General features: G+C 44.6%; 21 protein-coding genes and 1 tRNA gene. 3 read left to right on the top strand and 19 right to left on the bottom strand.

The features are described from left to right. Positions 1–428 precede the first annotated feature (428 nt). From Q0L00_RS09050 to Q0L00_RS09030, 5 genes are all read right to left on the bottom strand, one after another. Entirely contained in the window at positions 429–827 is a 399-nt protein-coding gene (locus Q0L00_RS09050) for a DoxX family protein (protein ID WP_297336556.1), read from the bottom strand. Positions 828–1030: 203 nt separating this feature from the next. Further along, positions 1031–2278 carry an FAD-dependent oxidoreductase gene (locus Q0L00_RS09045; RefSeq protein ID WP_297336555.1) on the bottom strand — a complete coding sequence of 416 codons (1248 nt, stop codon included), beginning with the start codon at positions 2276–2278 and terminating at the stop codon, positions 1031–1033. A gap of 113 nt (positions 2279–2391) precedes the next feature. Next, entirely contained in the window at positions 2392–3396 is a 1005-nt protein-coding gene (locus Q0L00_RS09040) for a 4-hydroxyproline epimerase (RefSeq protein WP_297336554.1), read from the bottom strand. A gap of 173 nt (positions 3397–3569) precedes the next feature. Beyond that, positions 3570–5015, bottom strand: coding sequence for an aldehyde dehydrogenase (NADP(+)) (locus tag Q0L00_RS09035; protein WP_297336553.1), 1446 nt, complete (start codon positions 5013–5015; stop codon positions 3570–3572). A gap of 108 nt (positions 5016–5123) precedes the next feature. Beyond that, positions 5124–6014, bottom strand: a complete 891-nt coding sequence (locus Q0L00_RS09030; protein ID WP_297336552.1) for a dihydrodipicolinate synthase family protein — start codon at positions 6012–6014, stop codon at positions 5124–5126. A 161-nt stretch (positions 6015–6175) separates the two neighbouring features. Here Q0L00_RS09030 and Q0L00_RS09025 point away from each other — a divergent pair, with 161 nt between their 5' ends. Then, positions 6176–7042 (top strand): AraC family transcriptional regulator, encoded by an 867-nt coding sequence (locus Q0L00_RS09025; RefSeq protein WP_297336551.1) that lies wholly within the window; start codon positions 6176–6178, stop codon positions 7040–7042. A 345-nt stretch (positions 7043–7387) separates the two neighbouring features. Here Q0L00_RS09025 and Q0L00_RS09020 read toward each other — a convergent pair whose 3' ends face one another. The 3 genes from Q0L00_RS09020 to Q0L00_RS09010 all read right to left on the bottom strand — a co-directional run bounded on the left by Q0L00_RS09020 (position 7388) and on the right by Q0L00_RS09010 (position 12999). Further along, positions 7388–8125 (bottom strand): DUF5715 family protein, encoded by a 738-nt coding sequence (locus Q0L00_RS09020; RefSeq protein WP_297336550.1) that lies wholly within the window; start codon positions 8123–8125, stop codon positions 7388–7390. A gap of 330 nt (positions 8126–8455) precedes the next feature. Further along, the gene (locus Q0L00_RS09015) at positions 8456–12100 is read right to left on the bottom strand and encodes a M1 family aminopeptidase (protein WP_297336549.1); all 3645 of its coding nucleotides are present in this window, start codon (positions 12098–12100) and stop codon (positions 8456–8458) included. 11 nt (positions 12101–12111) lie between these two features. Further along, positions 12112–12999, bottom strand: coding sequence for an ABC transporter ATP-binding protein (locus Q0L00_RS09010; protein ID WP_297336548.1), 888 nt, complete (start codon positions 12997–12999; stop codon positions 12112–12114). A 221-nt stretch (positions 13000–13220) separates the two neighbouring features. Between Q0L00_RS09010 and Q0L00_RS09005 the strand changes: the two genes are divergently transcribed. Next, complete coding sequence (locus tag Q0L00_RS09005; RefSeq protein WP_297336547.1) at positions 13221–14903, top strand: DUF885 family protein; 1683 nt, start codon at positions 13221–13223, stop codon at positions 14901–14903. A 98-nt stretch (positions 14904–15001) separates the two neighbouring features. Here the strand turns inward: Q0L00_RS09005 and Q0L00_RS09000 are convergent, their stop codons facing one another. The 11 genes from Q0L00_RS09000 to Q0L00_RS08950 all read right to left on the bottom strand — a co-directional run bounded on the left by Q0L00_RS09000 (position 15002) and on the right by Q0L00_RS08950 (position 21909). Next, positions 15002–15742 (bottom strand): periplasmic heavy metal sensor, encoded by a 741-nt coding sequence (locus Q0L00_RS09000; RefSeq protein WP_297336546.1) that lies wholly within the window; start codon positions 15740–15742, stop codon positions 15002–15004. A 12-nt stretch (positions 15743–15754) separates the two neighbouring features. Next, positions 15755–16063 carry a hypothetical protein gene (locus Q0L00_RS08995; RefSeq protein WP_297336545.1) on the bottom strand — a complete coding sequence of 103 codons (309 nt, stop codon included), beginning with the start codon at positions 16061–16063 and terminating at the stop codon, positions 15755–15757. Continuing rightward, positions 16056–16547, bottom strand: a complete 492-nt coding sequence (locus Q0L00_RS08990; RefSeq protein ID WP_297336544.1) for an RNA polymerase sigma factor — start codon at positions 16545–16547, stop codon at positions 16056–16058. Before Q0L00_RS08990 ends, Q0L00_RS08995 begins: the two co-directional genes overlap by 8 nt. A 70-nt stretch (positions 16548–16617) precedes the next feature. Next, a complete protein-coding gene (locus Q0L00_RS08985; RefSeq protein WP_297336543.1) occupies positions 16618–17274 on the bottom strand; it encodes a porin family protein in 657 nt (218 codons plus the stop codon). A 61-nt stretch (positions 17275–17335) separates the two neighbouring features. Further along, on the bottom strand, positions 17336–17548 hold the full coding sequence (locus Q0L00_RS08980) for a hypothetical protein (RefSeq protein WP_297336542.1): 213 nt from the start codon (positions 17546–17548) through the stop codon (positions 17336–17338). Between the two features lie 11 nt (positions 17549–17559). Beyond that, a complete protein-coding gene (gltX, locus tag Q0L00_RS08975; RefSeq protein WP_297336541.1) occupies positions 17560–19098 on the bottom strand; it encodes a glutamate--tRNA ligase in 1539 nt (512 codons plus the stop codon). 126 nt (positions 19099–19224) lie between these two features. Beyond that, positions 19225–19515: a hypothetical protein gene (locus Q0L00_RS08970; RefSeq protein WP_297336540.1), complete on the bottom strand. Its 291-nt coding sequence runs from the start codon at positions 19513–19515 to the stop codon at positions 19225–19227. 148 nt (positions 19516–19663) lie between these two features. Further along, on the bottom strand, positions 19664–20029 hold the full coding sequence (gene rplS, locus Q0L00_RS08965) for a 50S ribosomal protein L19 (RefSeq protein ID WP_092792971.1): 366 nt from the start codon (positions 20027–20029) through the stop codon (positions 19664–19666). A gap of 51 nt (positions 20030–20080) precedes the next feature. Then, positions 20081–20797, bottom strand: coding sequence for a tRNA (guanosine(37)-N1)-methyltransferase TrmD (trmD, locus tag Q0L00_RS08960; RefSeq protein WP_297336539.1), 717 nt, complete (start codon positions 20795–20797; stop codon positions 20081–20083). Positions 20798–20799: 2 nt separating this feature from the next. Further along, on the bottom strand, positions 20800–21330 hold the full coding sequence (gene rimM / locus Q0L00_RS08955) for a ribosome maturation factor RimM (RefSeq protein ID WP_297336538.1): 531 nt from the start codon (positions 21328–21330) through the stop codon (positions 20800–20802). Between the two features lie 12 nt (positions 21331–21342). Continuing rightward, positions 21343–21909, bottom strand: coding sequence for a 30S ribosomal protein S16 (locus Q0L00_RS08950; RefSeq protein WP_297336537.1), 567 nt, complete (start codon positions 21907–21909; stop codon positions 21343–21345). A gap of 184 nt (positions 21910–22093) precedes the next feature. Here Q0L00_RS08950 and Q0L00_RS08945 point away from each other — a divergent pair. Beyond that, positions 22094–22165, top strand: a tRNA-Arg gene (locus tag Q0L00_RS08945). Positions 22166–22218: the final 53 nt, after the last annotated feature.

The following is a 22218-nucleotide window of genomic DNA, read 5'->3' as shown; positions in this document are numbered from 1 at the left end:
GAAAATTTCCTTCCCATTTCTTTTTAATCATCCGCTTTGGGTGAGACCGCATCGACCCATAAAATTGTATGGGTTTCCGTTGTGCAATCGTTTAAAGAAGTAGGTTATATCCTATAAAAAAGGAAAATAAGATTCGAATGTTTTAGATACCTCAGGATTCCAAGTGCTTTTGCCTGTGTGCCTCCCGCTAAGACCAAATCTAGTTTAGGGGAAAGGGTGGTTTCTTGGCGCAAAGGGAACAAGAGGAAACCGATTTGGTGGTCTTGTACAGTGCCCTGTACACGCATCTCTTCTAAATCTCACTTTTGGTAACCTACTAAAAGTAAGGGGGCCAAGTTGGAAGAGTAAGGGAGTTGGGTGGGTCAATCTCCCCTGTTCGGCGGAAAGGTGCCCACCTGAGTGGTAGTTATAGCTAAGGGTAAAGCTTCTTAGATTCTTCGCTTTTTTCCAGTTAGTCCATCGATGGAAAATTTTCCACCACCAAAAACTACTAAGCCTAAAAAGGTCAGAAAATAAAGTAAGGGCAGTTCCTTTCTTCCAAATGGATCATCCCAATGCGCATAAAAAGCTGCCGTTAGCATGGTAATCATCAAGGGAATAGTCGCAAGCCGAACCTTAAAACCTATCATGATTAAAACCGAACAAATCACCTCGGCAAAAATGGCTAAGCCTAAGGAAATGGTTGGGCCCAAACCAAAAGGATCTGCAAACTTAACTTCGTCGGCTAGGATTCGTTCAATTTTTGGTATGCCGTGGGTAAGCATCATTCCTCCAGCACCTAGGCGGATAATTAGAAGAATTAGATTTTTTTCAAAGGATTTTCTCATGGTAAGCAGACTTAGGGGTGAAAGAGGTTTACATGATCAAAAATAAGAGAGTTAAGGTTAGCCAAAAGTTAAATTTTATCGAGTTCTGGATAAGCCGGATGATTGGTTTTGAGCCTTTGTTTGGCCAAAGGGGGGTTAATTTGTCATTTCACTAAGCTCAGGCGTGGTTTTTATTATCTTGTGAATGCCGGGTTTAGATCAGATCAAGCAAATCTTCCGACCTCAAATTCATTGATATTCATTGTCGTATCTTTTTGCTGATGCAATTCAGCCAATAATTTCCCAGTAGCCGGGGCCATAGAGATTCCCATCATGGAATGCCCGCTTCCCACCAATACATTGGAATAGCCAGGGGCATAGCCGATGTAGGGCATGCCATCAGGTGAACAAGGTCGCAAACCTTTCCAAATTTCAGATTCTTTTGGAAATTTAGACTGAAAGTCAGGATAGTAGCGATTGATGGATTCAAAGATGCCCTGCACTCGCTTCAGGTCTATTTTCTGGTTGGTTCCGGCGATTTCCATCGTGCCCCCAAATCGAATGTGTTTACCATAGGGACTGACCGCTACTTTCATCTCGGTTAGGATGCTGGCTTGTTTGATTTCGGGTTGATTTTCTTGTAAAAAGGAATAGCCTTTTCCCCCCATCATCGGAAGGCTAAACCCGAGTTTTTTGGCCAGTTCCCCAGACCAAGAACCTCCGCAAAGTAAAAGCTTCTCGGCCTCGATTTTTCCTTGGTCTGTCAGGACAGCTAGGACCTTCTGACCTGATTTTTCAAAACCCAACACTTGAGTTTCAGTCAGAAATTTCACCCCTTTTGCCTCTAAGTATTTTTTCAAGTAGCTGTACAATGCTCCGGGGTCCAGGTGGGCATCACCGGGGAACAATACTGCCCCTTTTGCTTTGAGGTCCAAGTTGGGTTCGATGTTTCGAATATCTTCTGGATTTAGGATTTCTGCTTCCAAACCGTGCTTTCGGGCCAAGTGCGCAAATTCGGTTTCCTCTTTTTCCATGGCATCGGTTTGATAGACCATCATCAATCCCTTTTCCTGAAATGCCAAAGCCGCCTCAGGATGCGTTTCACGGAATGCCAAATAAAGTGATTTGGAAAGTAAACTGATGTTTTTTAGATAGGGGATGGCCTTTTCCACGTGCTTCTGATTGGCGGATTTGTAAAAAAGCAGGCTCCACTGCAAAAGCTTATAATCGAATCGAGGGTGAATGTAGAAGGGGCTTTTCGAAGAAAACATCCAAGAAATACCCTTAGCAATCATGCCGGGAGCAGCTAGCGGAATAATATGGCTGGGCACAATCATGCCGGCGTTGCCCGTAGAGCAGTTATCCCTTAGGTCCGTCCGGTCGACGATGGTGACCTCAACTCCCGCTTTGGAAAGGAAATAGGCTGAAAATAGGCCGACAATGCCGCCACCGATAATTAGAGTAGACTTCATTTTTAGTAGACTAGATCAAGAAATTAGAGACAAGAGACTAGAACCCAGGAATTAGATTCAATAAGGGTTAATTGTAGTGGTTTTTCTTTTCGTATCGAATAGCTTGATTGCTGTTAAATTACTTGGAATCCATGTACATAAGGATCGTCATCGTCCAGAATAAGGGTATTGTAACCATAGACTTTGGCCCAACCTTCGATGCTGGGGACAATGGCTGGTTTACCTGCGATTTGGGTTACTTCCTCGATTCTTCCAATGAATTTTGACCCGATAAAACTCTCGTGGATAAATTCATCCCCGGATTTAAGTTTTCCTTTGGCAAACCATTGCGCCATACGAGCTGATGTTCCCGTACCGCAAGGTGAACGGTCGATGGCTTTGTCTCCGTAGAATACCGCATTTCTAGCCGTACTGCTCTCCTCTAACGTTTTTCCGGTCCACATGATATGGGAAAGTCCTCGAATCCGATCATGCTCAGGATGAACAAAGTTGTAGCGTTCGTTCATTTTTGCCCGAAGATTTCTAGCCATAGCGATCAATTGCTCGGCTTTGAAATGCTCCAATCCGGGAAAATTCTCCTGAGGATCCACGATGCAATAGAAGTTGCCGCCGTAAGCCACATCTACGGTCAATTTACCTAGTTCTTCGATATCAATTTCCAGATTTTCTGCTGCCAAATAGCTTTTGACATTGGTCAGCCTCACTGATTTAACTTTTTTGCCCTCCTGCTTGTATTCCACCAAAACCAATCCTGCAGGCGCTTCCATTCGCAGAAAGCCAGGAGTTTTGGGATGAATCAGGCCTTCTTCGATGGCAACTGTGATCGTGCCGATTGTACCATGACCACACATGGGAAGGCAGCCGGAAGTTTCAATAAAAAGTATGGCAAAGTCATTTTCAGGATCATGTGGAGCGAAGAGCATGGATCCGGACATCATATCATGACCGCGTGGTTCAAACATCAGTCCGGTTCGGATCCAATCTAGATTTTCCAGAAAATACTGGCGTTTTTCCAGCATGGTGTTTCCTTTGAGAAATGGAACTCCTCCGGAAACTACCCGGACGGGATTACCACAGGTGTGGGCATCAATGCAGCTGAAGGTATGGCGAGAAGGCATTTAATCGTATGGGATGTTTGAAAGTCATTAAAATTGGAAAATTAACTGAATAAGAAATATAGGACTAGGAAATGAAGGAGACTTACAAGCAATCCGCAATCTCTACCCCACTCGAGTTCAACTTTTTTCAACCAAGGCAGGAATACTTTTTTTCACTGGTGTGCTACTCCCTACTATTTTTTGTATTCTCCATTCACTAGCCTCCAAATTCCAAGTGGATTATCGTTTCGCAAGGCATCAGGTAGTAATTCGTCCGGCATGTCTTGAAAGGCGATGGGACGAGCAAAACGCTTGATGGCATATGCCCCTACTGAGGTACTTCTTGCCTCTGTGGTCGATGGATAAGGCCCCCCGTGCTGCATGGCATGTCCTACTTCCACACCGGTTGGTACACCTTTGAAAAGCAACCTGCCGCATTTTTCCTCTAATAAATTGATGAAATACAACTGGTTTTTTAGCTCTTCAGGCTCAGCCCACACGGTGATCGTCAGCTGCCCATGAAGGTGCTTGGCAATCTCCTGCAATTCCTCTTCGGTCTCATAGACTACCATCATGGCAAAGGCACCAAAAACTTCTTTTTGAAAAACCGTGTCTTTGAGCCAATCGCTTGCTTTAATTTCTGCCAAAGCCGTACTTCCATTGATCAGATGCTGCGGATCGGCGACCTTTACCCAACGGAGTTCTTGGCGTGATTGAAGCAATTGAAGGGAATTGTAATAGGCCTCTGCGATCCCCGGATGAAGCATGGGTGCGGAAGCAATATCATTCAATTCCTCAGAAATGGCTTTTTCAAAGTCTTGGGCTTGTGCTTTTGGCACGAAAATCAAGCCTGGGTTGGTACAGAATTGACCTACTCCTAAGGTTAGTGAACCCACAAATGCTTTGGCCAAAGCCTCATTTTCCTTTTTGAGTTTCTCAGGAAAGCAAAAGATGGGATTGACCGAACCCATTTCGGCAAAGACGGGAATAGGCTCTTCCCGTTGATTGGCCAGATCGAATAGGGCTTTCCCGCCGGTATGGGAACCCGTAAAAGCGACTGCTTTTGCCAGCGGGTGCTTGACCAGGGCCTGCCCTTCGGAAATCCCTCCTTCGATATGGGAGAAAAGAGCCGAGGGTAAACCAGCTTTTAAAATCGCCTGATGGATACATTCTGCAACTTTTTGAGAAGTCTTCGGGTGAGCAGGGTGGGCTTTATAAATGACCGGACACCCCGCCGCTAAGGCTGAAACAGTATCTCCACCAGCAGTAGAAAAAGCTAAGGGGAAATTGCTCGCCCCAAAAACGACCACAGGACCTAGCGGGGTCAGGAAACGTCTAAGGTCAGCTCGAGGAAGCGGCTTGCGCTCGGGTAAGGCAGGGTCGAGGGTTGCCTCTACCCAGGAACCTTCTTTGACCAAATTGGCAAAAAGTCTGATTTGACCGATGGTACGACCTAATTCCCCATTAATTCGTCCATCGGGGAGGTTGGATTCTTCCACAGCAAGGGGGACGATTTCTGCCCGATTTTCCTCAAGTAGGGTTGCTAGGCCTTCCAAAAATTCACCTTTTTCTTTTCCCGGAAGGTTTTTATAAAAAAGAAAGGCTTCTTGGGCTGCATGGAAAATTTGGTCTAGGTTCATAGGAATTGGAAATTTAACGATGGTAAATTGGATTAAGAAGAGAAGTTGGGGAGAAAGACTCTGTGGCGTAACTGACCAGGGTATTCGGTCTCCCATTTTCCTGCTTTCTTACAATTTCGGTCTTTTTGCCAAGCCTTCCACAATAATTTGTTCAATTCTTTCCCTTTCTTCTCCGATGAGGGTTAATCTTGGGGCTCTAACATGTTCAGAACCGATTCCACAGTGCTGCTCGGCAAGCTTAATGTATTGGACCAGTTTGGGATGAATGTCCAATTCGAGCAAGGGTAAAAACCAACGGTAAATTTCCCGTGCTTTTTCAACTTCACCCTGTTGTACCAAGTTATAAATGGTGACGGTTTCCTTTGGAAAAGCACAAACTAAGCCTGCTACCCAACCGACAGCACCCATCAGTAATTCTTCCAAAGCCAGGGTATCCACTCCACACAGGATGTGGAACCGATCTCCAAATCGGTTGATCATGCGGGTCACATTGGAGATGTCGCGCGTAGATTCCTTGATGGCTTGAATAGTTTTGCATGCTGCCAGTTCGGCAAACATATCCACAGTCACCAGGGTCTTGTAATCCACCGGATTATTATAAATCATGATGGGAAGTGGAGTGGAATTGGCCACCGTTTTGAAATAAGTCACCACCTCCCTTGGATCTGCAGCATAGCGCATTGGAGGAAGAATCATCAGACCGGACGCTCCGAGTTCTTCTGCTTTTTTTGCCCAAAATAAGGCATCTCGGGTTGCCCCTTCGGCAATATTCAAAATCACGGGTACCTTTCCCTCAAGGTAATTCACCGTCTCACGAGTCAGGGTGATCTTTTCTTCTTGGGAAAGCACGGAGCTTTCGCCCAAAGTACCCCCAAGAATAATTCCGTGAACCCCGGATTCCAATTGAGCGTCTAGATTTTTAAAAAACAGGTCCATATCCAAACTTCCATCCGCGTGAAACTTCGTGGTAACTGCTGGGAATACGCCTTTCCAATTCATAGGTTTTGAGTTTATCGGCTTGAATCAGCCGGTTGATAATCATTCAAAAGTAGGCCTACTCGAATTGGATTTCTATCACAGGATTAATTCATTTTGATACGATATTGATCAGTTTGAATAGTTGGGAATTTATTTCGGTGAATTTTATATTAATTTAGAGCATGGCAAAAATTATTTCCTTTCAAGTTCCCAAATCCCAAAAGGAATTTGTCCGCTACCAGGAGGACAGGGGTAGTTACTTTTACGATAAACTCCATCAGCATCCGCAGCTTCAATTGACCCTAATCGTGGAGGGAAGAGGACAGTTTTTAAGTGGGGATTACGTAGGAAGATTTTCGGCAGGGGATGTCTTTTTTTTGGGTGCCCATGTGCCTCATGTCTTTCGAAGCGATCCAGAGTATTTTGAGGAAAATACCCCTTTAAGTTCCGCTGGAAATACGGTGTTTTTCGACTTTGCAGCCTTGGAGCGAGCCTTAGGGGAATTGGATGAGTTGCTCCCTTTACAGAAGTTTCATCAGTTTGCTGGGCTTTGTTTTCAGGTTTCGGGATCAACGCAAGAAAGAGTGATAGGCCTGATGAGTCATTTTGGAGAATCAGAAGGATTGTATCGGTTTCAATTGGCGATTCAGTTTTTAACTATTTTAGAAAAAGCGGGCAATGAGCTCAAACAACTCAATCATGGAGGAGTAATTCAGGGTCTTTCAGAGAAGGATGGAAACAGAATGAACCAAGTGATGCAATATTTATTGCAGCATCGATTTGAAAAAATCAGTCTGGAAGAGACGGCTGCAGTAGCCAATCTTTCCAAAGAGGCTTTTTGTCGCTTTTTCAAATTACGGACGCGAAAGACCTTCACTCAGTATCTGTTGCAACTTCGGATCAATGAAGCCCAGAAATTGTTACAGGAAACCGATTTGGGGATTTCTGAGATTGCCTATCGGGTGGGGTTTGAAAATCTTTCCTATTTCAACCGAACCTTTAAAAACATCACGGGCTTGACACCTCGGGATTTCAAACAACTAGCATAACTATTGGGAGATTTTTTCTCAGGTTGGTTTGTTGAGGCGTTGCTAAGTTAAGTAGTTGATAAATAGCGAATTTCCATCTTTGTCAACATGGAGAAAAAAAATCATCACTTGAGGTATTGAAACTAGGGGATTTGGTGTGCTAAACCTTTCCTGAAGATTTTAAAAATAATCAATTAAAGAATAGTGTGGAAGCCATTCGGCGATGTCTCAAAAATCTTTCTTTCCTGATCCCAAGAAACCGGAGTAGGCTGATAGAATCCAGTCCAAGGGGAGAAACGATAGACTTCATTAGGGATTTTATAAAAATTTGGTACCAGCCTAGTATGGATTACGGGAGGAGCGTTTTTAGCGAACCGTGATGTGAAAGCAGTTTTGCTTTCGTTCCTTTATCACAAAAATTTTATTTTCCTTTTGGAAGTGACTCAGTACTTTTTCCAGTTGCTTCTGTTTCTTGTAATCCCAAGACTTCACCCCGTTAAATCGGATGTAAGAAATATCAAAGGAGCGTCCATGGGAGTGGGAGGATATTCCTTTGGTCGCATTTCGGTTTCTGCGGCTCAGTTTCTTTTGCTGATCCATGGTGCGTGTGCCTGAGGTTACGGTGAAAAAGGCTTCGTCCCCGACCAAAGCCTGGAAAGTTTGCCCAAGTTCTTCTAAGACCTTTTTTGATTCTGGGGTGAGAAAGGGATGGCTATGGGTTAATTCTTCCACCTCATAGCCTATGCCTGAGTTGACTTCTTCCAGTAATCCATCTTCCACCAATTGAAAAAGTTGCTTTTCATCCAAAATAGGACCCACACTATTTTCTTCAGCAGCGGAAAGGTGATTGGAATAGCGATCTCTGCGGAGTTTGGCCTTGAATTCTTTTAGATCGGGGACAACAAAGATTTCTTCCGGCTCGGGTACGGGCTCTGGAACTTCGATGGGCTGTTCGGCTATTCTAGGTGTGGGATCTCCAAGGAGAATAGCGTAGGCATCGGAGAGTTGCTTTTTGAGCGTCGGTCGGTAGGTGACCATGGCAAGGGTGCCAAGAGAGAAAAGTGTGAAGAAAGCAAATACGAAGAAGAGGGTGGTTTTCTTCATGTAATTAATTAGTAAGCTGTTAAGGGTGATTTTGAAGGTAAGCAATCGGGCGACTTTTGCCTAACCTTACTTTTTTAACGGTTTTAATTCCTGATTTATTGTAGATCCTGTTTCATTACCTTTTTTTGAGGTGGTCTGTGATATCCATTAAGACCTTCTTTATCCGCACCTGTAAATATCGATCAGCAAAGACTCCCTCTAGTTGGAATCAATCCGGACCCAAAATTTGACTAGACTGGGAGAGTTTTGGTCAATCCAAGGGAAATTGAGGACTTGTTAACTCCTTCGGACTGACCAAAACAGGTAGAGCTCGCCTAGTCATTTAGCGCTTTACTCAATTTCTACTGAAAGGGTATTGTCATCGGGGATTCGGTCGATTAGTTTATTGTAGGGGTCGATTCCTGCCTTTTCGGGCAATCCTTTCACTTTTACCGTAATGATGCTTTGTCCGGGTTTGATTTTATGTTTTTGAAGGTAAAGGGGATTCACGCGAGTTCTCCCATTTTCATCTGTATCCTCTGCGGCAAAGACGCCAATATCTAGGTAATCTGCCTCGTATTCGGCATTGGATTCTCTGCCTGTTTCATCGGCATAACGTTTCTGCGATTGAATTTCCAGCGTGACCTCATATTCCCCTCCGGATAGTTTTTTGGCAGTAACTGACTCTGTTCGATTGTCGTAGAGGGTAATTTTCTCCCAAGTATCCACCAAATAGTACTGCAAGCTATCCGGAGTAGCCGCTTGCAGGTAGCCATACAGATCCGAACTCCCGGGGAATGGAGGACTTTCTTGCAAGCCGAAATCCTGGTTAAAGGCATACAATGCCGAATCCATTGCCTCTGCACCGATTAAATCTCGGAGCCCATAGAGGATCAAACTTCCCTTGTAATACCATTGATAGGCTCGGTTGCAGTTGATGAAGACATTCTCCTTTTTGCTTTCATTTGCTCTTCCTCGGAGATAACTGTCCAATTCGTCCTTCAAAAACCGTTTCATATTATCTTTCCCATACTTTCTTTCCGAAAGGATCAGAGCTGAAAATTCGGCCAAGGCTTCAGAAATCAAGTTGGAACCTCGGGTAGAATTGGGGGTGATTTGATGTCCCCACCATTGATGGGCAAGCTCGTGGGCTGTTACATAATAAACGTAATCGAAATCATTGGGATCCGAGAAGTTGGCCACCCAACCGAAGCTTTCGGCAAAAGGAACGGTATTGGGAAAAGACTGGGCGAAAGTAGCATAGCGCGGAAATTCAAGAAGTCGCATCTGCCGAAACTGAAAATCTCCATAGGTTTCTGAAAAATAGGTCAACCCATCCTGATACGACTCAAGAAAGCGATCCAGGTTGTAGGGGTGCCGGGCATCATAAAAAATCTCAATATTGACTTCTTCCCCATCCGGGAGGTAGGCTTTTTCCTGAAGGATCTCATAGTCTGCCGACACAAAATTAAAAAAGGCCTGAATAGGGGTATCCTGGACGTAATGGAAATAGCGGCGACCCTTTTCCTGCCACTCCCGCTGTAGATATCCCGGGGCAATGGCGATTTGGTCTGGGACTGTAGAAACGACCGCTTCAAATTGAATCAAATCCGCATCATCTGCAAAAAGAAGGGTTCGCTTTCCTTTTGGATCATCATGAGGGGGAAGATCCTCCGGTTTTTCAGGAAGATCATATTTTCTGCGATCCTCATCAGAGGAAATTTCTCCTCGCGCATCATAGCCTATTTCGGGAATTCCAGCTGCAATAAAGCTCCCATTGTATACCAATTCTCTTCCATAGCCGCTGTTGGGAAATCCAGAATGAATAACCTTGCTGATCATGGTGAGTTCCAAGGTATCTCCGGGCATCATCGGCTGGGGTAAGGCGGTAATTTTGTACCATTCCCGTTCCGGTTTTTTGCCAAAGAGTTGGAATTTTGCCTTTTCATACTCCAGAGGAAATCGGTGGCTAAGCGTATCTCCTTGCCAAACTACCTTAAAATCACTCAGGGATGTGGAGTTGAAATGAACCGAATCGATGGGACTTTCGGTCTTATTGACCAACTCCACCTGTGCGACAAAATAGGCATCACGCTCCTTGGGATAAAGGTCAGCCTGAATGTGAATCTTGGTATATTTAGGCTGTGGAATTCCCTCATATTTTTTGAGTTGTTTTTCATAAGCTACCAGTCGAATTGTTCCTTCTTCGCTTGTACGATAGGTGTTGTCATAGACCACCGATTTAAAAATATAGGCTCCAGAGCAGAGGGCAATCAAAAGAAACACGACAGAAAGCTTTATGGCCGGACTGGAGAGCTTGCTTTTGGCGGTTTCCAGTCGGCTTTTAAAGGCACTGTCGGTTCCTCGGCTGAAGAAAATGCTAAAAAAGAGAACCAAGAAAATTCCCCAGGCCGTCCAATAGAGATTAAACCAGAATAGCGGTTCGGCAAAATGACCGATTCCATTCATGTCGCTCCAGGTATAGCCGGGCTTGTAACTGTAAAAGAACAAGTTAAAATCGTACTCGGCAAAATTTCTAAGAACGATCATGATTAACCAAATCCCAATAGCCGTCGCATGTCCTGCAAATTTATTGTTGACCAAAAGATGAACTGCAAAAACCAACATGACCATTTGCAAGTAGTCTGGAAGGCTAATGAGGTAAGAGTCGATCAAATAAACTTTGAGATCGTATTCAAAAAAGCCTTTCAAGGTCTGAACAGTAATACCGATAAGAATGGGAAGGGTAGTCAGCAATAGGCAGATAAAGGCCATGCCCATAAATTTGGAAGTGATAATCACCCCGTCTTTGACCGGAAAGGTATCATGGATTACGGAGTATCCCGTACTTTTATCCCGGTGAAGGCTTTCTCCGGTGAAAAAGACAATGATGATAAACACGAAGAGGTTATAGTCCAAGGTTTTGTACTCCATCAAAAAGGAAGTAGCCGGAAAGTTGGGGACGCTGTAATAGGTCTGACCGATCCAAAAATCCAACACCAGGAAAATCAATCCACCCAAGAGAATGGATTTGAAGTAAATGTCTTTATAAATATTCTGTACCTCGATTTTGGTCAAGGTCTTCAAACTAGTCCATTGATATTTTTTAGAAAAATCAGTGATCGCAGTCAGACTTTTCTGTACAAATGCAGGTTCTTTTTCAACTTTGAGTTTTGTTTTCTTCTGAATGGTCTGAAAGAAATAGCTGAAACTAAAGCGGAAATAGGCTGCAAGGAAAAAAACCAATCCTACGCTTGTCCAGATTATCCGATTGAGTAACAGATTTCCTTCCAGGGGAAGTAGAAAGGTGTTTTGCTCAAAAGGGGTGAGGTAGCGAACCTGCAGTGAAAATGAATTCACTCCAAAAGGATCGATTAACTGCACCAAATCTTTGTTTTCGATATCCTGGGAAAGAAAATTGGCCAGTAGGTAGCCGATAAAGATGATGATCCCTCCCGAATAAATAGAGCGGATAGTTCGGGTGAAAATAATCAATGCAAAGAAGAGCGTGCTGGCCAACCAAAGATTGGGCAGCAGTAGGGTCAGCCAGGGATAGAGGTAGTTGACTAGTGGGTTTGGACCGTAACGCAAGGCATCTGTTCCAAAAGCGGGTCCTAAAAGACTACCCAAATAAATCCCAATTAAAGCACCTGTAGAAATAAATAGCAAAGTGAAAAAGGAGCCCCAAAACCTACCCATGAAGTAGCCAAATTTGCTGATGGGGTAGGAAAAAAGAAAAGTGCCGGTTTTATGTTCTAGATCCCGATAAAGCGGCACGCCCATGACAGCAGAAGCGATCAGAATCCCGAAGAAAGAAACAAGAATGAGAAAATTTGCAATGTTGATCGGGGCATTGTGATAGACTTTCTCCGAGGCCGGAGTATTCCCAAAGCCAAAGAGCAAAAAAGGAACAATAATTAATAAAGCGAAATAGATCCAAGTAGCCGGTCGCCCAAATCGGTATTTGAGTTCAAATAGAAAGATGTCCTTAAACATAGCCGGGAAGATTAAATGGTGATCGGATCTACTTTTTGGGAAATAAAACTGAAGTAAACGTCCTCCAAGTCTGCAGGACTGGGTTCGAAGCCGTTTTCTGGAGCTGTTTGACTTTCTATCCGAAGGCTAAGCTTGCCGGAGATTAATTTGGTAGAAATCACTTGATAGTTTTCCCGGTATTGATCCAATTCTGATTTTTCGATGGATTTTTGGTAGATTTTTCCATGGACCTGCGCCAAACCCTCTTTGGGTGTACCCTGCATCAAGACTTCTCCCTTACAGATGATGGCCATATTGGAGCAAAGGGTATTGACATCTTCCACAATATGAGTGGAGAGAATGACGATGGTGTTTTCGCCAATTTCAGAAAGCAAATTGTAAAAGCGATTTCGCTCCGAAGGATCCAAACCAGCAGTTGGCTCGTCCACAATGATCAGCGAGGGATTTCCGACCAAAGCCTGGGCAATGCCGAATCGCTGCCTCATTCCCCCTGAATACGTACCCAACCCTTTTTTCCGGTCTTTATATAGGTTAACTCGATTGAGCAAATTTTCAACGAGATCCTTTCGCTCAGCTTTATTTCCGACCCCTTTCATCTGTGCAATGTGATCCAGCATCGTCTCGGCATTGATCCGAGGATAAAGTCCAAAATCCTGAGGTAAATATCCCAGTCGCTCTCTGACCGCCTGTTTGTCTTTCAACACATCAATTCCATTTAAGGTGATGGAGCCGGAATCTGCTTCTTGAAGTGTGGCGATAGTCCGCATCAGGGTGGATTTCCCAGCTCCGTTGGGGCCGAGTAGGCCAAACATCCCCTGGGGGATGGTCAGGGAAATCTGCTTGAGTGCTTGAACTCCATTTGGATAGGTTTTAGATAAATTTTCGATACGTAGTTCCATAGTGACTAAATGTGAAGAGGGTTGGGGGAATAATTAATTCTGTTAAAAGGATAGATTTCAAAATTTTATACTTTTGAAGATACAGATTAAAAATTAATTCGCAATCAATCAGAGGGTTGAGTGAAGAAATTAACGGATGGTCGCAGGATTTTTTTAAGCGGTATTCAGATTTTTAGTAATTTTTTCTAATTAAGTCCTTCATTATCAATCTTTGCTTTCTTATGAAAAAAGCCATCCTCTTTCTTCTTTTCTGTGGTTTTGCCTTCTTGGCTCAAGCCACCGAACTCGCCCAAATGATTCAAACGTATCAAGCCGATCGGGGTGCCCTCAGCCGCTTGTACACCAATTCGCTTTCCGAAGAATATTTCAAACGAATGGAGGAGTTTAATCAAGAATATTTGCAAGCGCTGCAAAATTCCAATTATGATTCCTTTTCAGAGGATGGGAAAATCGATTATGTACTTTTTCGAAATTACCTGGAAACCCAACTCGCCCAGATGGCCTTGGAAAGAAAAGCCTTTGATGAGGTGAAATCAGTAGTGGCTTTCTCCGAGCCGCTTCATGATTTTGTAGTTGCTCGTCGCCGCGCCAAAGAACCGGATGCTCAAGCGTTGGCGGCAAGTTGGAATGCGGTGGCCAAGCAAATTGACCAACAAAAGGAAGCGATACCGGCCACTCCCCAATACAATTCTTGGCAAAAGGCAGATTTGGCTGCTTCAACAGTAGAAAGCCTGCATCGTACAGTCAAAGAAGCCTATGATTTTTACCTGGATTATGACCCGGAGTTTACCTGGTGGATGCCTGAGCCTTGGAAGGCCTTGGATGCCAGTCTGAATTCGTATGCATCCGCTTTGCGCGAGCACTATACCAATTCGGTGAAAGATGATGGAAGTGGTATCATTGGCAAACCGATCGGAAGGGAAGCCTTGCTCAATCAGCTGGCCTTCGAAATGATCGCTTATTCTCCCGAGGAGCTGATTGCTGAAGCAGAACGTCAATTTGAATGGTGTGAAAAGGAGATGCTCAAAGCTTCCAATGAACTGGGATTCGGGGATGACTGGAAAGCAGCCCTGGAAATGGTCAAGGAAACTTACCTGCCTGCAGGAGCCTGGCCTGAGGAAGTAGCCCGTCTTGGAGAAGAGGCTATCGGAATCATGGAGAAAAATGACTGGATTACCGTACCTGAATTGGCGAAAGAAACTTGGCGAACGCGGATGATTTCCGCTGAAAGACAACGCGTCAGTCCTTTCTTCCTGGGTGGAGAAGTGATTCAGATTTCTTACCCAACCTCGGAGATGACCCATGAGGAAAAAATGATGTCCATGCGGGGAAATAACCCCCATTTTTCACGAGCCACCGTTCAGCACGAATTGATTCCCGGACATCATTTGCAGCAATTTTTGAATCAGCGCTACATGACACACCGCCGGCTTTTCCGTACGCCATTCTGGACCGAAGGTTGGGCCTTGTACTGGGAATTTGTACTTTGGGATCGAGACTTTCCCCGGGATGCGAAAGACAAAGTGGGGATGCTGTTTTGGAGGATGCATCGCTGTGCTCGGATCATCTTTTCGCTCAATTATCACCTGGGTAAAATGACACCACAGGAATGCATCGATCTTTTGGTGGATCGGGTGGGACACGAGTATGCAAATGCTGAAGCAGAAGTTCGGAGATCCTTTGAGGGGAGCTATGGGCCTTTGTATCAGATCGCCTATATGATTGGGGCTTTGGAGTTTTATGCGCTTCGAGCGGAAATGGTGGACTCAGGGAAAATGGGAGAAAAAGCCTTTCACGACCTGATTATGCAGCAAAACACCATGCCGGTGGAAATCCTGAGAGCCAAAGTCACGGGACAAGTACTGGATAAAAATCATCAAGCGAGTTGGCGGTTTTTGGATTGATTGGGTTTACCCGTCAAGGAATTCGAACTCCTTCAAGGGTGGAGAATTAAAAAAGGAGGCCAATCAGCCTCCTTTTTCCATCTAATTTAAACCATCACCTAATTTTTGTATTTGAGCTTGACCCCATCTTTGAGGGTAATGATAATGACGCCATTTTTGGCTTTTTCTCCATAAACTTCTGTAGCGGATTTGTCTTTGAGTACAGAAATACTTTCGATGTCATTGGGGTCGATATCCAGATTGCTCATGGATGACTTTTCAACACTTCCTTCAGAAGTTTTAAAAATGAAGAAAGGCTGATTTTCTTTATTTTCACCTGCCACTGCGATTGAAACCCCCTGACTGGGATATCCGATACGTACTTTAGCTCCTGATGTGCTCCTGGAGGAACCGGTAGTTTCACTCCTCCCCAATCCAGATACCCTTCCGGAAAGTGTTTGGCTTTTGCCTAAGAATTGGCGATCCATGGCCAATACTTGGCTTTCGCTGAGCTCATTTTTAATGGCAACTAAAGTAGCGACTTGTTTTCTCTTCAATTGATTTTCTAAATTGAGCACTCGGTCCAATTGACTCATGACAGCGGCCTGATCAGTTTTTGGACTGGCCAAGAGTTTTTCCAGGCGGTCATTCGCTTGGTCCAAATCCCATTTGAGGCTGGAGAAGTCGCCCGCATTTTCAGCATGGATTTTTTTGATTTTGTCGGCTTGACTTTCGCTTAGATTGATCTTTTCTCGAGCCTGCATGATTTGATCTGCAGAATAAAGATTCTTCTTGAAGATGTCCTGGGCCAAGGTAAGGTTTGAGAGCAGGAGGAATCCGATTACAACTAGGTTTTTCATGGTAGCGTTGGTTTAGAAATCAGTCAAAAGGGAGGAGGTAGTTGATTCCCAGGTATCGATGAAGGCCTTTTCTTCGATGATCAATTGTTGTTCTTGGTTTTCGTTTTCTTGCAGTGAGATGATAATCAGGTCGGCTGGCGGCTCAGGTACAGGCTCGTTCATCAGGAAAAATCCACCCAAAAGCAAAGTAGCTGCTATGCCTAGGGGAATCCACCAATTGAAACCCCCGGTTTTTACTTCGGGAAATTCCGGAGTCGGTATCCGCTGATCTCCGGCCTTCATTTTTAGGAAGAAGTCCCGGATTAGTTCGTCATTAGCCATGTTGATTCAGGGTTTCAGATTTAAGGATTAATTCTTTCAATTTCTTTTTGCCTCGGTCATAATGCGTACGTGCAGTTCCTAGGGTAATTTGCAGCGTTTCGGCTGCTTCCTCTATAGTTAAATTATGGTAAAAGACTGCTAGGATTACTTCTCGTTGGCGCAAGGGAAGGCGTTGAATGATTCCTTCATAATTGCGCTGATCCAACTCATCCTCAAGAATGATCGGATCGTAGTTTTCTTCCAAGGATTCAGTTTTTCCTAGCTTCCGAAGTTCATCGATTGCCGTAAACCGGATAATGGAAAAAAGCCAGGATTTGATTTTTTCGGGATGCTGAAGTTTGGCCTTTCCTTCGAGAATTTTCAGGTAGCACTGCTGTAAGACATCTTTTGCAAGTTCATCATCGAAATAACAACATTGCCTAGCCCAGAGGAAGGCTTCCCGATGATGGGTTTTGAGAAGATGTTCAAGCTTGCTATGCTGCATATTCAACCCTTAGTCGTGAAAATGTGTGTTTATATGACAAGGGTGGAAAAAACATGGGATTTTTTAGGGATCAATCTTTTTCCCGAATTCGAAAAAGGTAGGCCAGTGTAAATTCCAGGTTGGTGGAGTTCATATCAAAAATCCGATCCTGTCCCTCAGGGTTGGTAAAATCATAAGCAAAGCGTACCTCGGCAGCCAGTGTACTTTTTCCAAAGAGCTTAGAAATTCCTGCTCCTCCTGTGAGCCCATACATGAGTTTTTTGGGTTGGTCATCAGCTCGGCCATAAGTTGGGATTTCCGGGCTGGCCGAATTGGTAAAGTCTCGCTGAATATCCCGGGCATCCATCAGATAACCTACGTGGGGTCCGATTTTGATTTGAAATCTTCCGGAGCGTCCTGCAAAGAAACTCGCAAGTAGGGGCATTTTCAAGTAGTCCAACTCGGTGATGTTTCGCTGTACGGGATCCGTATCGGGATTAGGAAGATTCATTCCAAGTGTAATGAGTTGGAGATTGAGTTCAATGCCTGCATTTTTGGAATTGAAATGCTCCATAACCAAGGCAACAGTAGGCTTACCCACTGCCTCTGTGCTGATGGCACGGAAATTGGCTGCCGGGCGATAGGAATAGGTGGAGGTGGTGTAACCGGCTCGAATTCCAACACTGGTTTGGGCGAGCGTAGGCAGCGAGGTGAAGGTGGTCAAGAGCAGAAGAAGAAAAAAGCGCATAGGTGATTTTGGCATTTGGAAGTTCAAAAAAAGCTCCCAAAATCAGGAGCTTTTTGATCGATTATTCATCCTCCGGGCCTCGTTTGATATCCTCGAGGTCCTCCCGGTCTTTCAGTTTTTTGTCCTCGACATTCTTGTTGAGGAATTCATTGATTTTATCGATCGGAAAGGAAGAGGAGATTTCTCCAAACGAATCTATTTCCATTTTGAAACCCTTCAAATCACCATGGACTTTCGGGTCTTCTTGTTGTTTTTTCTTCTTTTTTTTGCTCATTGTTGCTCAAATTAGCCATTAACTGGAAGCTGGTCGAGGGCAAATCGAATTCGATTGGCCAACTCCTTTACCCCTAAGATAGCAAATATCTCCATCAAATCCGGCCCTGCACCTGCACCAGTCACGGCTAGGCGTACAGCCTGCATGACTTTGCCGAGTTTTACTTCCACGGCATCTGCTGACGCTGCCAGTAGGTTTTTTGCAGTCTCCGCATCAAATTCGCCAGAATGATTTTGCAGGCGCTCGGCATAATGGGTCAATACCTTCACCGCATCGGCATTCCACCTTTTGGAAGCTACCTGATCATCAAAAGTTGAAGGAGTTACAATCAGAAACTTACTTTCCTGCCAAAGTTCGGCAGGGAATGTCACCCGATCTTTGGTCAATCGGACCATTGCCGCAGCCTTTTCTTCGCTCACTTCAAATCCCTCTTTTTGGGCATCTTGAATTACAAATTGCTGTAATTCATCCACTGATTTAGCACGCAAATAGTGCTCATTGTACCACTTGGCTTTGGCGATGTCAAACTTGGCTCCTGCCTTTCCGATTCGGTCTATGCTAAATGCTTCCACCAATTCCGCTTTGGTGAACAACTCCCGTTCGTCACCGGGATTCCAACCCAGGAAGGCTAAGAAATTAAGTAAAGCTTCGGGCAGGTACCCTTGTTCACGGAAACCCATGGCCGTTTCGCTAGAACTTGGATTATTCCAGTCTATGGGAAAAACCGGAAAACCCAATCGGTCCCCGTCCCGCTTGGAGAGTTTACCATTTCCGTCTGGCTTGAGCAAGAGAGGCAAGTGGGCAAATTCAGGCATGCTGTCTTCCCAACCAAAAAACTGGTAAAGGAGCACATGCAAGGGTGCGGAAGGAAGCCATTCTTCCCCGCGGATGACATGGGTGATTTTCATCAGATGATCATCGACGATATTTGCCAAATGGTAGGTGGGCATGCCATCTGATTTCATTAAGACCTTATCATCCAAAGTAGAAGAATGCACCATCACCCAGCCTCGAATAAGATCATTGAGACGAACTTCCTCTTTTCTGGGAATTTTGACTCGAATGACATAAGGTTCTCCAGATTCCAATCTCGCCTTTACCTCTTCTGCGGACAGTGTCAGCGAATTTTTCATCTGCGTTCGCGTGATACTGTTGTATTGAGGTTGTACCACTCGGGCGGCAGTGAGTCGTTCCCGCATGGCCTCCAGTTCCTCTGCGGTATCAAAGGCATAATAAGCATGACCTTTTTCGACTAAATCCAAGGCGTATTGCATGTAGTCTGGCTTACGCTCAGACTGTCGATAGGGACCGAAATTTCCTGGATTCCAGGGGCTTTCGTCAGGAGTGATACCCAGCCAATCCAAGGATTCTTTAATGTATTCTTCTGCACCGGGCACATAGCGGGCCTGATCGGTATCTTCAATTCGCAGGATAAAGGTACCCTGATGTTTTTTGGCAAAAAGGTAATTATATAGAGCGGTTCTCACTCCACCAATATGCAGGGGGCCTGTGGGAGATGGGGCAAAACGAACGCGAACTTCTCGACTCATGATTTGGAATTTCTAAATGAAAACGAACACTCAGATCAATGGTTTGATCATTAAGCCTGCAAAGATAGGAATTTGTGAGGGAAGGGGGATTTTTGATAAAGATAATTCTAAGGAATCTCCCGGTCCTTATTCTTGTCGGATGACTTTTTTCAAATAGTCCAAGACAAAAAAACTAATCAGGGCCCCAATTGCCGGAACAGCAAAAAAGGCCATACCCCAAAAAGGAGAGTTCTCCTCTTGGGTAAAGTGAAAAAATTCACTTTTGATCGAAAGGGTCCAATCGTTGAGTAAATCCAATGAAGCGAGGTTAATCAAATAAATCGAACCACAAAAGGCCAATCCGCAGAGAACTTGAAACACGGTGACCAAGACTAATGCCAAGTCTTTTGCTGGGTCTGATTGATCAAAAGCATTCATACCTATAAAGCTAAAGGAATATTCAAGTAAAGTCAACAGGGTGAATTAAAACGGAAGCAGGAGATTTAAATTGTAGAAACTCGCTAAAAGGGAATAAAAAAAGGAATCCATTGCTGAATTCCTTTTTTTATGTTGAGCAGGATCATCCTTAGTGTTTCACCTGGATTTTTTCCTTGATACGGGCAGCTTTACCCTGACGTCCTCTCAAGTAGAACAATCTTGCTCTTCTCACTCTACCTTGTCTCAATAGATCGATTTGCTCGATAGATGGAGAAAGGATAGGGAAAATACGCTCCACACCAATACCGTTAGAGATTTTTCTTACCGTGAATGTTTCGCCGTTTGAATTCGGGTTTTTACGCTGGATTACAGTTCCTTGGAACTGCTGGATACGCTCCTTGTTACCTTCTTTGATTCGTACGTGTACGTTGATGGTATCACCAGCTTTGAAAGAAGGGAATTTGGCTCTCGCCTCGTTGTATTCCGCTTCTACGATTTTCATTAGTTCGCTCATAGCTTCTATATTTTATGCTTTCGCTGTTTGGCCAACGCGTGGCTTATTCAATTACTTTTTGTTCGATTTCAATTCGCCTTTCTCCAATCCCGACTTGGCCCACAAATCCGGCCTTCGTTCTTGGGTTCGGCGCACCGATGCTTCAAATCTCCATTCATTGATCTTGGCTTCATGACCTGATAGCAGCACTTCCGGTACTTCCATTCCTTGCCATTCGGCAGGTCGGGTGTACACTGGAGGAGCCAATAAATGATCCTGAAAAGAATCAGTCAAGGCCGAAGTTTCGTCATTGAGAACTCCCGGAATCAATCGAATTACTGCATCAGTAATTACTGCCGCGGCCAATTCGCCTCCCGAAAGGACATAGTCCCCGATACTGATTTCCTGAGTAATGTACCGCTGACGAATTCGCTCATCCACTCCCTTGTAGTGACCACAAAGAATCAGAATATTCTGCTTCATCGACAGGGTATTGGCCATGGGCTGATCGAAGGTCTTACCATCCGGAGTGACATAAATGATTTCATCATAGGTTCGCTCTTGTTGTAAAGCCTCAATGCAGCGGGCAATGGGTTCGATCATCATTACCATGCCAGCTCCCCCACCAAATGCATAATCATCGACATGCTTTTGCTTGCCGGTGGCATAATCGCGTAGATTATGAACCCGGACCCTTGCAATCCCTTTATCCTCGGCTCTTTTGAGAATCGAATGGGAAAAAGGACCTTCCAGTAATCCAGGTACTACGCTGATGATGTCAATATGCATACTCAGTCTTGAAGATAAATGTCAAGTAAACCTTCGGGCAAATGACAGTAAACTTTTTTAGCTGCCTTGTCCACCTTTTGAATAATACCGTCCTGTATGGGAATGAGCACTTCTTTTTCTTGGTGTTTTACCCCGAGGAGATCTTGGGTCTCCAGATCGTAGATGGTTTCCACCGGTCCGAGGACCCCGTGTGTGTCATCAATGACTTCAAACCCGATTAATTCGTGGAAGTAATATTGATCCTCATCTAGCTCGGGAAGGGCTGTGAGTGGGAGATATATCTCCGAACCCACGAGTTCTTCTACTTGCTCTATGCGGTCAAGATCCTCAAATTTTGCCAAAACCCGATTCCCGGGTTGGAGAACGAAGTGTTCCAGAAAGAAGGGAACCAATCGGCCTTTTTGTAAGAGGAAAAGATGCTTGAGGTCTTCATAATCTTCTGGATAATCAACATCGAGCATCACTACTACTTCACCACGAAGTCCATGAACCTTGGCTACATAGCCTAATTGAAAGCATTGCTCCTTGTTCATGGGGAGATGATATTAAGCTTGTGCTTCGTCGCCTTCTGCAGACGCCTCGGGAGCTTCAGCAGCAGCTTCTTCGCTTGCTTCTTCAGCAGGAGCTTCTGCGGCTGCAGCAGCTGCTTTTGCCTCCTCTTCTCTTGCTTTGATCGCATCAAGACGAGCTTGGTTTTTAGCGGTTTCAGCTTCCAAAGCTTTCTTACGAGCTTCTTCTTTAGCCTTACCGATCGAATCCATCTTGCCTGCAATCTTGGTCTCTTTGTCTTGAAGCCAAGCATCAAATTTTGCATCGGCCTGCTCTTGAGTAATCGCTCCTTTGATTACACCGATTTGAAGGTGTTTTTTCAGCATGACACCACGGTAAGAAAGCATGGCTTTTACCGTGTCGGTAGGCTGAGCCCCATTCAATAACCACTGGAGAGCGCGCTCATTGTTGATGTTGATGGATGCGGGGTTGGTGTTCGGATTGTAGGTTCCGATTTTCTCGATGAAGCGTCCATCTCGTGGAGCTCTTGCATCTGCGATAACCACGTCATAGATAGCCATTTTCTTTCTACCTCTGCGTGCTAATCTGATTTTTACTGCCATAATTTTTTATGTGTTTGTTAAGCGGATGGAACCCGTCCATCCTAAATTTGGAGTGCAAAGATAGGGTAATTCCCTGTAAAGCCATAAGTTGGGAGAGAAATATTTGACTAAAAGTGGGCTTTTCTCTTAACTTGCGAACGATTGAAGGGTGGAGGTCGCTAGACTCGGTCAAAACCTGCTTCTTGGCCCCGTAGTTCAACGGATAGAACAAGCGTTTCCTAAACGTTAGATCCAAGTTCGATTCTTGGCGGGGCTACTCAAAAAAAACCTCGAAGATCCAATCCTCGAGGTTTTTCGGTTCTGGTGCGA

The organism is Algoriphagus sp., assembly GCF_024305035.1.
Classification (GTDB): domain Bacteria; phylum Bacteroidota; class Bacteroidia; order Cytophagales; family Cyclobacteriaceae; genus Algoriphagus.
Note: the sequence above shows the minus strand (reverse complement) of the source record. Positions and strands in the feature narration are given on the sequence as shown.